Source organism: Rhodococcus sp. C3V (assembly GCF_029269915.1).
GTDB classification, from domain to species: domain Bacteria; phylum Actinomycetota; class Actinomycetes; order Mycobacteriales; family Mycobacteriaceae; genus Rhodococcus_F; species Rhodococcus_F qingshengii.
This window is the reverse complement of the sequence record NZ_JARJBE010000004.1, coordinates 503423-516971: the sequence shown is the minus strand read 5'-3', so window position 1 is coordinate 516971 and position 13549 is coordinate 503423. Positions and strand designations below refer to the sequence as shown.

Below are 13549 nucleotides of genomic sequence, written 5' to 3'. Positions count from 1 at the left end.
ATGGGAGCCCTGTCACGGTCTATCGCGCCTGCGCTGATGGCACTGACGTGCCTGCTCGGGGCGCTGACCCTTCCCGCTCACGCCTCGGCTGAGGTACCGGATGACTTCCTCTGGGGCGTTGCCACCTCCGGATTCCAATCGGAAGGTTCGTCGCCGGACAGCAACTGGTCTCGATACTCCGATTCCGGACGAACCCACGACAAGATCGGTGACTCGGTCGACTTCCGTCATCGCTACGCCGAGGACATCGACCGGGCGGCCGATCTGGGATCGAAGGTTTTCCGATTCGGCGTCGAGTGGGCGCGAGTTCAGCCCGCCGCCGGGAGCTGGAACGAGACCGAATTCGCCTACTACGACGACGTGGTAGCTCACATCCGCGCGCGGGGCATGACTCCGATGATCACGCTCGACCACTGGGTGTATCCGGGATGGGTTGTCGATCAAGGCGGCTGGACAAATCCGAAGACGGAAGCCGATTGGCTCGTCAACGCAGAGAAGGTAGTCGAGCGGTACTCCGGAATCGGGGCGCTGTGGATCACGATCAACGAGCCGACTGTGTACGTTCAGCGCGAATTGACCTACGGCGGAATCGCACTCACCCAGGCGCCGTCGATGTTCGACTCATTGGTCCGAGTCCACCGGGCGATCTACGACCGCATCCATGTTCTCGATCCCGGTGCCCGTGTAAGCAGTAATTTCTCCTTCATTCCCGGCGTGTCCGAGGCGATCGATTCGGTATTCACGGATCGAGTGCGCGACAAGCTCGACTTTCTCGGCATCGACTACTACTACGGTGTGGCCCTGAACAATCCGACTGCCGCGTACGCCGCACTCGACGAGTTCTACAACGTCACGCCGCAGCCCGAAGGCCTGTACGACGCATTGATGCGGTACTCGGGCAAGTACCCGGAACTCCCCCTCTACATCGTCGAGAACGGCATGCCCACCGACAACGGAGCGCCGCGTGCCGACGGATACACACGCGCGAATCACTTACGCGATCACATCTATTGGATGGAACGCGCCCGAGAAGACGGTGCCGACGTGATCGGCTACAACTACTGGTCCATCACCGACAACTACGAATGGGGTTCGTACCGACCTCGATTCGGCCTCTACACGGTCGATGTTCTCGGCGATCCCACTGCGGCGCGAATCCCGACCGACGGCGTCGACGCCTACCGCCGGATCATTCACGAGAACGGCGTCGGGGCCGACTACGTGCCCGTCATGGCCCCGGCTTTCTGCTCGCTCGTCGATCCTCCCCGCAGCTGTACGGCTACTCGATGAGGGCCGTTTTCCGAAATTCCTCCACTCCTCGTCGTTAGGATGTCCCATGCGAACACTGCGAAATATCGCCGGAACTGCCGCTGCCACCGCTGTCCTGATCCTGGTTGCCGGAGGCGCTGCGACGGCAGCCCCGAACCCGGCCGATTCACCCCGCGAGGCGCAAGCACGCGCCTACATCGACGCCCTCGTCTCCCATGACGTCTCCGATGTTCATTTCGCCCCGGATGCGACCCGCGTCGAAGCCGGACTCAAGACGGGGTTCTCCGGACCACAGATGTCCGCCGACCTCGAAAACGGCATCCAATACCGCGTTATCCAGGGCGTCCGAGACCTCGAGATGTCGGAGGCCGGGGACATCGTCTCGACCACCTACCTGCTGGACGCGGGAATCGGCGGCACTCGCCTCATGACCGTGGAGATTCGTGAAACCTTCGAAGTCCGTGACGGTCTCATCCACGACGTCGTCGCCGACATCATCCCGGTGTCTGTGTCGTGACGCGCGCCCGATAGCTACTGGGCGGTGCACCCGAGACTCGGGTGCACATCGCCGCGAAGGCAGCCGGCGTCGAGTATCCGAGTTCAGACGCAACGGCCGTCACACTGGCCCCGGCAGAAAGTTTCGGAAGCGCGTGAAGAATGCAGGCACGCTGCATCCACGACGACGCGCTCATCCCCGTTTCCGAGATCAGCAAGCGGTGCAGTGTTCGTTCACTGACGTGGAGTCGGTCAGCCCACCGCGTGGGCGAGTCATGGATCGACGGGGCTGCGAGATACTGCGCGCACAACGCCCGCAATCCCGGGTGCCGAGGCAGCGGGAGTTCCACAGGTAGGGGCGCAAGATCGCGAAGTTCGTGCAGGATCAGCTGAAGTACCGCGGCGCCGCGTCCGTGTGCGGGGAAGTCGTCCTCCACATTCAGCTCGACATCCACGTCGACTGCAGCGACAAGTAGCTCACGCAGGAGCGACGATACTGCGACGACTCGGCACCTGACCGGGAACCACGGCGCTGCGGACGATTCGATGTAGAGGCTTCGCGTGCTGACGCCGTCCATTGTCACGGCATGAGCGACACCGGCGGGAATCATGACCGCATTGGACGGCAGAACCGTCCACTCACCGTCTTCGGTTTCGACGTTCATCGCACCGTTCACAGCGAAGAGAAACTGGGCTCGCCGATGTTCGTGGGCCGCCAGCACGTGACCGGGTGGGTAGTCGGTTCCGATTGCGAGAACACCGCGGGGTGAGTGATCGACGTCGTTGATCGAGATGTTGCGCACCGGAGGAACCTACCGAGTCCGTGTCCGATTTACAATGGAGCGTGGCGAACCTTCGAATGTGCGCCAACGGAGAAATCGCTACCGTTCATCAAGTGCTTCACTACTCCCTCATCCTTCTCGCTTTCGGCGCCCTGACCGGAGTCACCACCGTTCTTTTCGGATTCGGTGGCGGGTTCGTCACTGTCCCAGTCGTTTACGCTGCATCCACACTTCGGCCGGACGTCATCGATCCGATGCATGTCGCCGTAGCATCCTCGGCGGCCGTGATGGTGGTCAATTCACTCAGTGCCACAATCGCATTCAGGAAGTCAGGACGGCTTCGGACGGAGTACATCAGACCTCTGATCGGTCCCATCGCACTCGGAGCCGGGCTCGGAGCGGTTGCGGCGGGCCACGTAGACGACGGGGTCGTCCGGATTCTGTTCGTCATCTACCTGCTGGTGACAATCCTGGACAGTCTTCTGCGACAAGGGTTTCTGACACCACCTGAACCTCGCGAACATCTTGACCGTCACGGCGTCCGCGCTGTCGGGATAGGCATCGGTGCCGTCGCAAGTTTCCTCGGAGTCGGCGGGAGCGTCATGACGGTTCCGATGATGCGACGCGGCGGAGTTCCGATGGCCGACGCCGCCGCGAGCGCCAACCCGTTGAGCTTGCCTGTCGCCGTCGTCGCGACGGCGGTGTATGCGGTCTCATCAGGGCACAGTTCAGCCTCGGATCTGTCGGCGGGCAGAGTCGGCGCTGTCGACCTTCTGGCCGTCTGTGCACTACTCGCCGGTTCCCTACCGGCGATCGCGCTGAGCCGACGAATCGTCGGTGCCATACCGGACCGAGTCCATGCCGCCGCCTACATCGCTCTACTCGGCGTCGTCACGGCAGTGATGGTGATTGCTTAGCGAACGGCGTATCGCAGATAGATGACGCCACCGTCGAAGGTTTTCTCCTCGAGCAGTTGCAGATCAAGCCGGCTTTCCGGGAGAGCTCGCAATCCGCCACCGATATTGACCGGACACAGGAACAGTCTGACTTCATCGACCAAACCCGCCGCGAAAGCACTAACCGCAACCGTCGGTCCACCGATCGAGATATCTTGTACCGCTTCGCTCTCGAGCGCACGAACGGCGTCGGCGTCGAAGTCCCGGGCAATCGTTGTGCGCGCCGTCGACACCTCGTTCAGCGTCGTGGAGTACACGATCTTGTCGATGCCACCCCAGATCTGAGCGAACTCGGCGGTCGCCGACTCGATTCCGGCAAACTCGTCCGGAGCCGAAGGTCCTCCTGCCACCGAAGAACGCTCGAGATCCTCGGATGCCATTGTTTCCCAGGGAATCATCGTCTCGTACATCCGGCGCCCGAGCAGGTACGTGCCGACTCCCCTCTCGAGCTCGTTGACGAACGCATGGACCTGCGCGTCGGGAACCGCCCAGTCGAAGTTTCCTTGCTCATCAGCCACATACCCGTCGATCGAGCAGATCGCCGAGTAGATCAGGCTCACCATCGGTCCACGTGCAGCACGTTGTCGACCGGTTCACGGGCGGCGGGTTTGAACGTCTCGCCGGTGAAATACGCCGTCGGGATGAGCGCAGCCTGATGGAATCCGGCCGGAATACCCAGCAGCTCGGCAACTTCCGCTTCACGCTGCAAATGCAATGTCGTCCACGCCGTACCGAGCCCACGTGCCCGCGCGGCCAGCGCGTAACTCCACGCAGCCGGGAGTAGCGAACCCCACAGACCGGCTTGGTTCCCCTCCGGCAGCGTCTTGCCCGCCTTGATACACGGAATGAGAAGGACCGGCACCTCACCCATGTGCTCACCGAGCCACGCGACGCTGGTGCCCACGCGCTGTTGGATCGGCGCGCGATCGGGATCATCGGCGAAGAGTTTTGCCGCCGAACCGTGAGAGGCAAGGTACTCGTCGGTCACTTCCTTGTAGATCTGCCCGACTGCTGCACGCAGTGCCGGATCGGTCACCACCATCCACTGCCAGCCCTGGCGATTCGAACCGGAGGGCGCTTGCAGGGCGATCTGGAGGCATTCCTTCACCAGGTCCAACGGCACGGGACGGGTCAGATCCAGACGCTTTCGAACGGTCCGCGTTGTGGTCAGCAATTCGTCGGGTGTCAGGTCGAGTACGGGATACGACGTCATCTCCCGATCATTGCACTGTCGCGAGCAGTGAGCAGGACTGTCCGTCTACACTTTTCTGATCCCGTGCGTGCTCGTTGTCGGGAGTATTTCCCGATCAAAGGACTTTCGACATGAGTTGGCACGTCTGGTTGGCGTTCTTCGGAGCAAGTTGGGTGATCAGCCTGTCGCCGGGGGCCGGCGCCATTGCGTCGATGTCGTCGGGACTTGCCTACGGCTTGCGACGCGGATACTGGAACATCTTCGGGCTGCAGTTGGGATTGTTGCTGCAGATCGGAATTGTCGCGGCGGGGGTCGGTGCAATTCTCGCCAGTTCGACCGTGGCCTTTTCCTTGATCAAGTGGTTCGGTGTCGCATACCTCGTCTACCTGGGGATCAGGCAGTGGCGATCGGCGCCCACCGAGGTCGAGACCGACGAGGCAGCCGCGAGCAGTTCCGGTCCGATGATGATGCTTCGCGGATTTCTCGTGAACGCGAGCAATCCGAAGGCCGTCGTTTTCATGCTCGCAGTGCTCCCGCAGTTCCTGGACCCGTCGGCGCCGCTGCTGCCGCAGTATCTGATCATCGCCGCCACGATGTGCGCAGTCGACGTGATCGTGATGACCGGATACACCGGCCTGGCCGCCCGGGTGCTCACCTTGATGCGCTCCCCCAAACAGCAGCGAACCACCAATCGAGTGTTCGCCGGCCTGTTCTTCGGAGCCGCCGGCTTCCTCTCGAGCATCGGGCGTGCAGCGGCTTGATCGGTCACACGGCTCGAGAGATCACAGGCCCGCAATCAAGTTGACGACGGACGCCACGATCACCGAACCGAACAGGTACGACAGCAATGCGTGGCCGAGTGCCATCGCGCGCATGTCCGACGACTTCAAGTTGGTGTCGGAAATCGCGAAGCTCATCCCGACCGTGTACGCCACGTAGGCGAAATCGCTGTACCTCGGCGGTTCTTCCTGATTGAAATCGATTCCGCCGTCGGGGCCGGAGTAGTACAGCCGTGCATATCCGAGGGCGAAGAGCGTGTGTACCGCCAGCCACGAGATCACGACGCTGCCAACTGCAACCGATGCCGCCACTACTTGGTAGTGATGTCCGTCGGGTGCCGCCAGGAGCAGGAACGCGATACCGACCAGGCTCGCGACGGCGGCACCGAGAATCAGCAGGTGCGCGACGTTTCGGGCCGGCTCTTCGCGCGTTGCGTGGCTTGCGGTGAGCGTCGCGTCGAAGTGCCAGACCAGAATCCACGTCCACACCGTGAACACCATCGCCGCCACATCCCAGCCGATCAGAAACGCGAATCGGGGGTAGCCGACCAACGCCGTGACGACGCCGGCGGCCACACCGAGCAGCAGACCCGTCGACACTCTCAGCGCCGGCCCGGCACCCAGGGCGCTCCGTGGAACCGGGTTGATCGGAAGGTCGTGCGGTCGATCGTTCACGGGCTCAGTCAACCACTGTTAGAAGTGAGACGGTGGTTCCGTGACACGGCGACTCAGGCGTTGCACGCACCGACTATCGGCTTGCCGTTGAATCTGTCCAGCACGTACTGCAATCCGACGCCGAAATCCGCTACGGCCGGCGCGAGGTGGTTGTTGCCGCTCCCCGGATTCACCGCAGGCAGGGTGTCGGTGAACAACGTCGCCTCGGCCCCGCGCGCGCACCAGTCCTGAACCAGGCGCCGGGTTTGCTCGTACGGGATGAAATCGTCGTTGAGCGCTCCGTTGACCAGAATCGGCGAGGCCGGGGTTCGCCGCCCGATGCGTTGTTCCTCGATCACCTGTTGGATCTCCGGTACCGATTCCACCACGTCGGCGAGTGGTCGTCGGTCTGTGGTCCACGACGCCGTCGACTGCTTCCCGTACTTGGTTCGGGAATCGATGAGGCATTGCCCGGCGACGTCGGCGAGCACGGACCGGCCGTAGTCGTTGAGTCGAGATTCGATCGGCTCTCGGGCGGCGGGATAGCGGTCGAGGACGCCGTTGATCGTGTAGCCGATCGCGGCCATCAGGCCGGTACCGTCGATATGACGCAGAACGCTTGCCAGGTCTGCCGGGGGCGCGCTCGCGTAACTCCCGACCAGATTCAACTCAGGCGCGTATTCGGGTGCCAGTTCGGTTGCAGCGGCAGTGGCGCCGCCGCCCTGCGAGTGGCCCCACAGCGCTATCGGATCGTCATCTCCTGCCTGCGCGAGGGCTCGGGCAGCGCGTGCACCGTCCAACATCGCATGGGCTTCCTCGGCGCGATTGACGTAGGTATGGACGCCGGGTGTTCCGAGTCCGATGTAGTCGGTGACGAATACACGAACGCCCTGGGCGAGGAAAGCAAAAGCAAAAGCTGACTCGTAGTTGACACCGACACTGTCCACACCGGCACCGTAGTTCGACGGATTCCCGGGTTCCGCCAGGCGGAGCTGACCGGCAGTGGGAAACATCCTCGACGGCGCGCACTGATCACCTTGGCCCTGCGTACCCGGACCGATCACCACCGTCGGGCGGGGGCCCGCTCCTGACCACGGGGCAGCCGGCTCCAGGTACGAGCCCGACACAGCAACCTTGGATCCGTGGGTGTCGGTACTCGAATACAGGATCCGGGTCCCCACACCAGGCACTCCGCCGACGGCACCGGCCAGAGCCAGCGGTTCCGTCCGAATCACCGAACCCGGATCACCGACGTCGCCCGGAATCGCGTCGTAGAAATCGTTCACGGGTTCGGCGTTCGACATCGGTGTGAACAGCAGCGAGGTCGGCAACAGCGCCGATACCGCAACGGCCGAAACCTTCAGTGCCGCGAGGACAACCTTCCGGGTGCTCATGGAAATCCAACGTATAGGCCTCAGTCGACGCGCGGACCGGTTTCGATCTGCGGGACTTCAATCGATCGATACCAACTGTCACGCGAGCGGGCCATGCCGCTGGCCCCCCGATCCCCTGGTTTCACGGCCAGAACCTGATGAATCGTAAGCCTGTGCGGCTCCTCGAAACCCAGGGCACTGGCAGCGAGATACAGCAACCAGGTACGCACCCGGGGAGCACCGACCTGTAAGACCGATGCGTCCCAGTTCTCGCGGAGGTTCTGCACCCATGCGCGCAGTGTCAGTGCGTAATGCTCGCGCAACGCTTCGCTGTCACGCGTCTCGAAACCCGAAAGTTCCAGCGCATCAATGGTTTTACTCAACGGAAGGATCTCACCGTCCGGGAAGATGTACCTGTCGATGAAGCTGGGACCGTCATCGACGTTGTCCGACAACGACTTCACCGCGGCGATGGCATGATTGAGCAGACGACCCTGCGGCACGAGCAAGTCGTAGAGTTTTGCCGTGTACACCGGCAAATTGACCAGGCCCACGTGCTCGGACATGCCGATGCTCGAAATCGCGTCGTAAGGGCCGTCGTCGACGTCGCGGTAGTCCTGCACCCGAATCTCGATGCGATCGGTCAAACCCGCGTCGGCAACTCGCCCCTTGGCGTATTCGACCTGCTCGTTGCTCAGCGAGACTCCGACGACGTCGACGCCGTAGTTCTGGGCGGCGTGTAATGCCATCGATCCCCAACCGCAGCCGACGTCGAGCAGTCGCATTCCCGGCTTCAGATCGAGCTTGCGGCAAATCAAGTCCAGCTTCGCGTACTGCGCGGCTTCGAGGGATTCGACACCTTCCGGCCAGTATCCGCACGAATAAACCATGCTCGGCCCGAGGAACAGTTCGTAGAAGCGATTCCCGACGTCGTAGTGATGGGAGACAGTCGCCGAATCGCGTGATCTACTGTGCCGCTTGCCTCGCTTACTACGCATCTCGATCGCCGGGGGTGACGGTGGTGGACCCACCGCTCCCAAGCCGGCGAAAGTACCGGCGGCGCGAACAACCGAGCGCAGCGGCAACGTCGACAAACGATTCTCACCGAGCCGCGTGACCAGTTCCGGGACGTCGAGGAGCGCGAAGATGTCGCCGTCTACGTCCAGATCGCCGGAAACGTACGCCCTCGCCAGCCCTAATTCGTTGGGAGAGTACAGGACCCGCCGTAGGGCACGCCGATTCCGGAAGTGAACCTGCGCGGCGGCGTCCCGTGGCCCTGCCTCCGAACCGTCCCAACATCGCACGCGGACCGGAATCGGAACCCCGATCACTTCCTCGAACACCGTCAAAATCTTGGCCGCGGCACCAGTCACTGATCAACCCTCCGACAAAAGATGGTTAGCCGATGACAGAAAACTTACGCCCGATTCGCGAATCTTTCGCGCCATTTGTCCGAGTTTTGGACAGTGTTCATCGCGGTTTCGGTATTCATCGCCGAGTTCAGGGTTCCACCAGTCCGGCGAGGAATTCCACCAGCAGTCTCTTCGTGACCTCACGTGGCAGCGATTCCACTGCCGCGAGGACGGCCGCCATGTCCAAGGGAGAATCGGAAGAGCCCCGAGGATCCAGCCCCGCCGACGTCAACGCTGCCGCGACGGCGTCACTGGGCAACGCAAGAACATCGGCGACGGTGACATCGCCACGTTCGAATGCTCCGGCCAACTCTGCCAGGGCCGGCGGCGCTTCGGCTGCCGCCGAGCCGCGAACGTCGTCGGCACCGAGGACGAGTGCGCTGGTCAACTCGCCGAGCACAGATTCCGTCACCGGGGTGACGGTGAGGTGGGTTGTTCGAGGCAACGTCGTCCCGTCAGGTTGCGTCGACGCCGGCTGCCCTTGAAGGACGAAGCCGCGGGCACCGACAGCGCTCACCCAGCGATGCGGATCCACTCGCCGTTCGAGCGGCACGGAGTCGTCGGTAGCGAACGCGAACAGTGGTCCCACCGGCGAGCCCACGACGCGAAGACCCTCGATTGCCTCGACCGTGCCGATCAGTGCACGAGTGGCCCGCTGCGCCCGGGACACCAATTCGGCGTACCCGGATTGCCCGAGGACTTGCGAAATCGCCCAAGCACCGGCAAGAGCAGCAACGGATTTGGAACCGAGAAGCGTGGGATTGACCACCGGGTACCCCGGCCAGTCCGTGAGTCCGAAATACTGCTTGCGATGCAGATCTCGCCCTCGGTGCAGCAGGACCGAAACGCCTTTGGGCGAGTATCCGTACTTGTGGAAATCGACCGACATGCTGGTGACCCCGGGCACCCGGAAATCCCAGGGTGGCAGATCACCCCACCACGGCAACGCAAGCCCACCGATGCAGGCGTCGACATGCAGTGGAATCGAATGTGCACGAGCAACTTCCGCGACATCGGCGATCGGGTCGAGCGCCGCGAACGGGTAGCTGGGCGCGGAGACGACGATCAAGACCGTGTCTTTCCGAACTGCCGTCGCAATATCTTGTGCGCCGACGCGCCCCGACGTGGGATCTACGGGTACCAGGATCAGTTCCAGTCCGAGCAGGTGAGCTGCCTTGTGGAAAGCGGCATGCGCGGTGGTCGGCAGAACCAGCGAACCCTCACCCGGCGGGAGCCCACGGAAGTCGCGAGCTGCCTTGACGGCCAACACACAACTCTCCGTTCCGCCGCTGGTGACATTGCCGACGACTACGCCTCCGGCGTCTGTATCTGCGGCTGGGTCTGAAGCTCCATGGAGGAACTCGCGTGCGAACGCAACCAACTCACGCTCCATCACCGCCGTGGACGGGAACACCGTCGGGTCGAGACCGTTGACCGGCTGAACCAATCGAGCTGCGTCCGCTGCCAACTCGTCGAGGGCCGCGAGGCCGCTGTCGTACACGTACGACAGAACCCGGCCTCCGTGCGTCGGAGCGTCCTGCTCACGAAGCGAACGCAGCCGAGTCAAGATGTCGGCCGCCCTCTTCTCGAGGTTTGCGCTCTCGACGATCTTGCCCTGAAGTTCCTCGGCCTGAGTGGAACTCATCGTTCACCTTTCGTTCTCGTGAGTGGATTCTTGTTCGGTGCGGTAATTCCGCAATACGACCAGGCTGATCGCAACCAGGATCGCCGGCACGACCGAGAAGCCAAGGGCTATTCCGGTCAGCGCCGATTCCGGTTGCACGACAGTCTCGCCCGCAGTTTTCGAGACGAATCCGGTGACCGCGAGTACACCCAAGAACACCGCGGGTCCCAGGGCAAGGCCTGCGGTTTCCGAGGCTGTCCAGATGCCACTGAGCGAACCACCACGTTGGCGTCCACCGATTCGCGCGTCGTCCTCGATGACGTCAGGAAGCATCGCCAACGGGAACACCTGCATGCCGGCATATCCGACGCCGGCAAGGGCGACGGCACCGTAGATCCACGAACCGGCGTTGACAGCCGCAAGGGTCAACAACGCCGTCGCGATGACAAACAGAACCGAGGACACCACGTAACCGCGAAGCTTTCCGTACCGATGCGAGAACCGGTACCACAACGGCATGACGACGAGAGCTGGTCCGACGAGTGCAACGAACAGACCGGTGAGCGCACCTTCGTTACCCATCACATAGGTCGCCAGATATTGCGCACCCGCCAACATCACGGCGGTGGCAAGAGCTTGGAGCACGAAGACGATTACCAGCAATCGGAACGCGCGGGTACGTCGTATCGCGTCGAACCCGTCCCGGTACTGCGAGAGCAACGAGCCGACCGGCGCGTCCGCGTGAGTCACCGTGTGGCGCGCGGCTCCGCGAACTGCCCAGATCATTGCCCCGCACATCAGCGCCGACACCCCGATCGCCATGACCAGATAACCGCGTGCTCCGCCCCCGGCAGCATCGCGGAGCTCGGGTCCGCCGGCGCCGATGACCAGAATTGTCAGGGCCAACACCGCAATTCGAACCGATACCAACCGGGTGCGCTCGTGGTAATCGCCGGTCAACTCGGTCGGCAACGCGATGTACGGCACCTGAAAGAGGCTGTAGGCACTCGCCGCGAGCAGGAAGAAGACGAGCACCCACATCGCCCCGACTCCGGGGCCGGCCGACACCGGGGCCGAGAACGTGAGAATGAAGAGCAACGGCAGTCCCAGAGCGCCTGCGAGCATGAGTGGCACTCGCGTACCAGTTCGATGAGAGCTTCGGTCGCTGATCGACCCGATCAGCGGATCGATCAGGACGTCGGCGATTTTCGGGACAATGACCACAAGCGACGCGAGCGCCGCGGCAACGCCGAGCGTGTCGGTCAGGTAGTACGCCAGTACCAGACCTGGCAGAACACCGAATCCACCCGTACCGACACTTCCCGCTGCGTATCCGGCCACCACACCACGCGAAAGCCTGTCAGGCGATCTACCTTCACGAAGACGTACCGGTTTGTCTGTAGTCACCGTCCACACACTAATGTCACGACTCCGTACCGCGAGGGCAAAAGAATCCCGATGACCAGAAGTCGCTCACTCGGACGGGCCTGGCATGCCAGACTGTGACCCGATTCGCACACGAAACGAAGGTCTGAAGACGATGGTTGACCCACTGCGAGAGATCTGGCCTCCGTACGGAGTCACGATCACGTGTGGGCCCATCACCTTGCTCCCTGTGCGCGACGATCATTTCCCCGAACTCACTGCGCTGGTCCGAGCCGGCATTCACCCTGCCGAACAGATGCCGTTTCTCGTCCCCTGGACGGTGGGCACTCCCGACGAAGTGTCGCGAAGATTCATCCAATACCACTGGTCGGTCCGCGGAGCGATGACCATGACCGACTGGAAATTCGAAACAGCCATTGTCGTCGACGGAGAAATCGTCGGCTGCCAGGCGTTCGCCGCGACGGACTTTCCCAAAAGTCGTACCGGTGAAACCGGCTCGTGGATCGGACGCGGGTTCCAAGGCCGGGGTGTCGGCACTCTCGCCCGACAGGCAATCTGCGCATTCGCATTCGACTCTTTGGGTGCACGAAGCGTCGTGTCGTCGGCATTCACGGACAACCCCGCCTCGATCACGGTGTCCACCAAAGTCGGGTACCGCGCAGACGGCACAGTAGAGGAGTTGGCTGCCGACGGTCGCATGACCGTGCGTCGTCTCTTCACCCTCAGCCGCGAAGATTTTGTCGCACCGCCGCATCCCGTCGAAGTGACCGGCGTGCGCGCGTTCAAGACGATGCTCGGCATCGACTGAGCGAGCTCCCCGTGCACAGTGACAACCGAAAGAGCAGCGACAACCGAAAGAACAGTGACAACCGGAAGACCAGTGACAACCGGTAGAACAGACACATGGAACCCTCCGACATGATGGCCGCAGTCACCTCGTCCATGCGCGACCGTACCGGGCGCACCCTCGAAGAATGGGTGAAGGCCGTACGGACGTCCGGGGTCGACCCGCTCGATCAGAACGAAGTGCGCAAGTGGCTGAAAGCAGAGCACGGTGTACCGCAGAATTCGCAGTGGGCAATTGCATTCGAGACTGCCGAACAGTCCGGATGGGTGGAGCCGACCGTCGAGCAATACATCGACCAGCAGTACAGCGGCCCGAAGGCAGCACTGCGGCCGATCTTCGATGCAGCCCGACGTCTGATCGAAGAACTTGGAGCCGATGTTCGGGTCGAAGGCCGCGGAACCTACACACCCTTTGTTCGCGCTCGCCAATTCGCCGCCATCGCAGCGGCCACCAAGGCCCGAGTCGACCTCGGACTACGTTTTGTCGAGGCCCCCGAATCCGAACTTCTTGTGCCGGCCAAGGCTCCCGGGCAGTCGACCCACAAGATCGGGCTCACCAGCACCGCAGACGTGAACGACGAAGTCGGATCGCTGACAGCGATCGCGTATCAACAGAACGGCCGGTAGGTCACCCACTCACCGCCACGCAAACGCTCACCTGCAGGCTGCACGAAAGTCCCTGTCCTCCTTGTCGGAGAACAGGGACTTTCTTCACCGCGGGGGAAGGTCGCTGCGACGTGTCAGCTCAGGCCGAAGAGCGCGCCGATGATGGTCCGAGCAG

14 protein-coding genes are annotated in these 13549 nt (G+C 62.6%); 6 read left to right on the top strand and 8 right to left on the bottom strand.

From position 1 onward, the window contains the following. The first annotated feature begins 36 nt into the window (after positions 1-36). Together P3G66_RS14740 and P3G66_RS14735 are read left to right on the top strand one after the other, a co-directional pair. A complete protein-coding gene (locus tag P3G66_RS14740; RefSeq protein ID WP_082239003.1) occupies positions 37-1290 on the top strand; it encodes a family 1 glycosylhydrolase in 1254 nt (417 codons plus the stop codon). 46 nt (positions 1291-1336) lie between these two features. Continuing rightward, positions 1337-1786: a hypothetical protein gene (locus tag P3G66_RS14735; RefSeq protein ID WP_007732260.1), complete on the top strand. Its 450-nt coding sequence runs from the start codon at positions 1337-1339 to the stop codon at positions 1784-1786. Here the strand turns inward: P3G66_RS14735 and P3G66_RS14730 are convergent. After that, positions 1764-2567 carry a helix-turn-helix transcriptional regulator gene (locus P3G66_RS14730; protein WP_042923086.1) on the bottom strand — a complete coding sequence of 268 codons (804 nt, stop codon included), beginning with the start codon at positions 2565-2567 and terminating at the stop codon, positions 1764-1766. The two genes, P3G66_RS14735 and P3G66_RS14730, sit on opposite strands and share 23 nt — an antisense overlap. A gap of 92 nt (positions 2568-2659) precedes the next feature. On the opposite strand from P3G66_RS14730, the gene P3G66_RS14725 reads away from it, so the two are divergent. Next, on the top strand, positions 2660-3463 hold the full coding sequence (locus P3G66_RS14725; protein ID WP_276116760.1) for a sulfite exporter TauE/SafE family protein: 804 nt from the start codon (positions 2660-2662) through the stop codon (positions 3461-3463). Here the strand turns inward: P3G66_RS14725 and P3G66_RS14720 are convergent. Beyond that, entirely contained in the window at positions 3460-4065 is a 606-nt protein-coding gene (locus P3G66_RS14720; protein WP_276116759.1) for a dihydrofolate reductase family protein, read from the bottom strand. The genes P3G66_RS14725 and P3G66_RS14720 overlap by 4 nt on opposite strands. Then, positions 4059-4715: a nitroreductase family protein gene (locus tag P3G66_RS14715; protein ID WP_003942413.1), complete on the bottom strand. Its 657-nt coding sequence runs from the start codon at positions 4713-4715 to the stop codon at positions 4059-4061. The genes P3G66_RS14720 and P3G66_RS14715 overlap by 7 nt, the downstream gene beginning before the upstream one ends. A gap of 110 nt (positions 4716-4825) precedes the next feature. On the opposite strand from P3G66_RS14715, the gene P3G66_RS14710 reads away from it, so the two are divergent. After that, positions 4826-5455: a LysE family transporter gene (locus tag P3G66_RS14710; RefSeq protein WP_037130153.1), complete on the top strand. Its 630-nt coding sequence runs from the start codon at positions 4826-4828 to the stop codon at positions 5453-5455. 21 nt (positions 5456-5476) lie between these two features. Here the strand turns inward: P3G66_RS14710 and P3G66_RS14705 are convergent, their stop codons facing one another. The 5 genes from P3G66_RS14705 to P3G66_RS14685 all read right to left on the bottom strand — a co-directional run bounded on the left by P3G66_RS14705 (position 5477) and on the right by P3G66_RS14685 (position 11952). Then, positions 5477-6148 carry a DUF1345 domain-containing protein gene (locus P3G66_RS14705; RefSeq protein ID WP_050655343.1) on the bottom strand — a complete coding sequence of 224 codons (672 nt, stop codon included), beginning with the start codon at positions 6146-6148 and terminating at the stop codon, positions 5477-5479. Between the two features lie 53 nt (positions 6149-6201). Beyond that, positions 6202-7521 (bottom strand): alpha/beta fold hydrolase, encoded by a 1320-nt coding sequence (locus tag P3G66_RS14700; RefSeq protein WP_276116758.1) that lies wholly within the window; start codon positions 7519-7521, stop codon positions 6202-6204. Positions 7522-7541: 20 nt separating this feature from the next. Further along, complete coding sequence (locus tag P3G66_RS14695) at positions 7542-8873, bottom strand: cyclopropane-fatty-acyl-phospholipid synthase family protein (protein WP_276116757.1); 1332 nt, start codon at positions 8871-8873, stop codon at positions 7542-7544. A 127-nt stretch (positions 8874-9000) separates the two neighbouring features. After that, positions 9001-10557 carry an aminotransferase class V-fold PLP-dependent enzyme gene (locus P3G66_RS14690; RefSeq protein WP_276116756.1) on the bottom strand — a complete coding sequence of 519 codons (1557 nt, stop codon included), beginning with the start codon at positions 10555-10557 and terminating at the stop codon, positions 9001-9003. Between the two features lie 3 nt (positions 10558-10560). Next, the gene (locus P3G66_RS14685; RefSeq protein WP_276116755.1) at positions 10561-11952 is read right to left on the bottom strand and encodes an MFS transporter; all 1392 of its coding nucleotides are present in this window, start codon (positions 11950-11952) and stop codon (positions 10561-10563) included. Positions 11953-12076: 124 nt separating this feature from the next. On the opposite strand from P3G66_RS14685, the gene P3G66_RS14680 reads away from it, so the two are divergent. Both P3G66_RS14680 and P3G66_RS14675 read left to right on the top strand, forming a co-directional pair. Then, positions 12077-12730, top strand: coding sequence for a GNAT family protein (locus tag P3G66_RS14680; RefSeq protein WP_198402550.1), 654 nt, complete (start codon positions 12077-12079; stop codon positions 12728-12730). Between the two features lie 95 nt (positions 12731-12825). Further along, a complete protein-coding gene (locus P3G66_RS14675) occupies positions 12826-13395 on the top strand; it encodes a DUF5655 domain-containing protein (protein WP_003942384.1) in 570 nt (189 codons plus the stop codon). Positions 13396-13549: the final 154 nt, after the last annotated feature.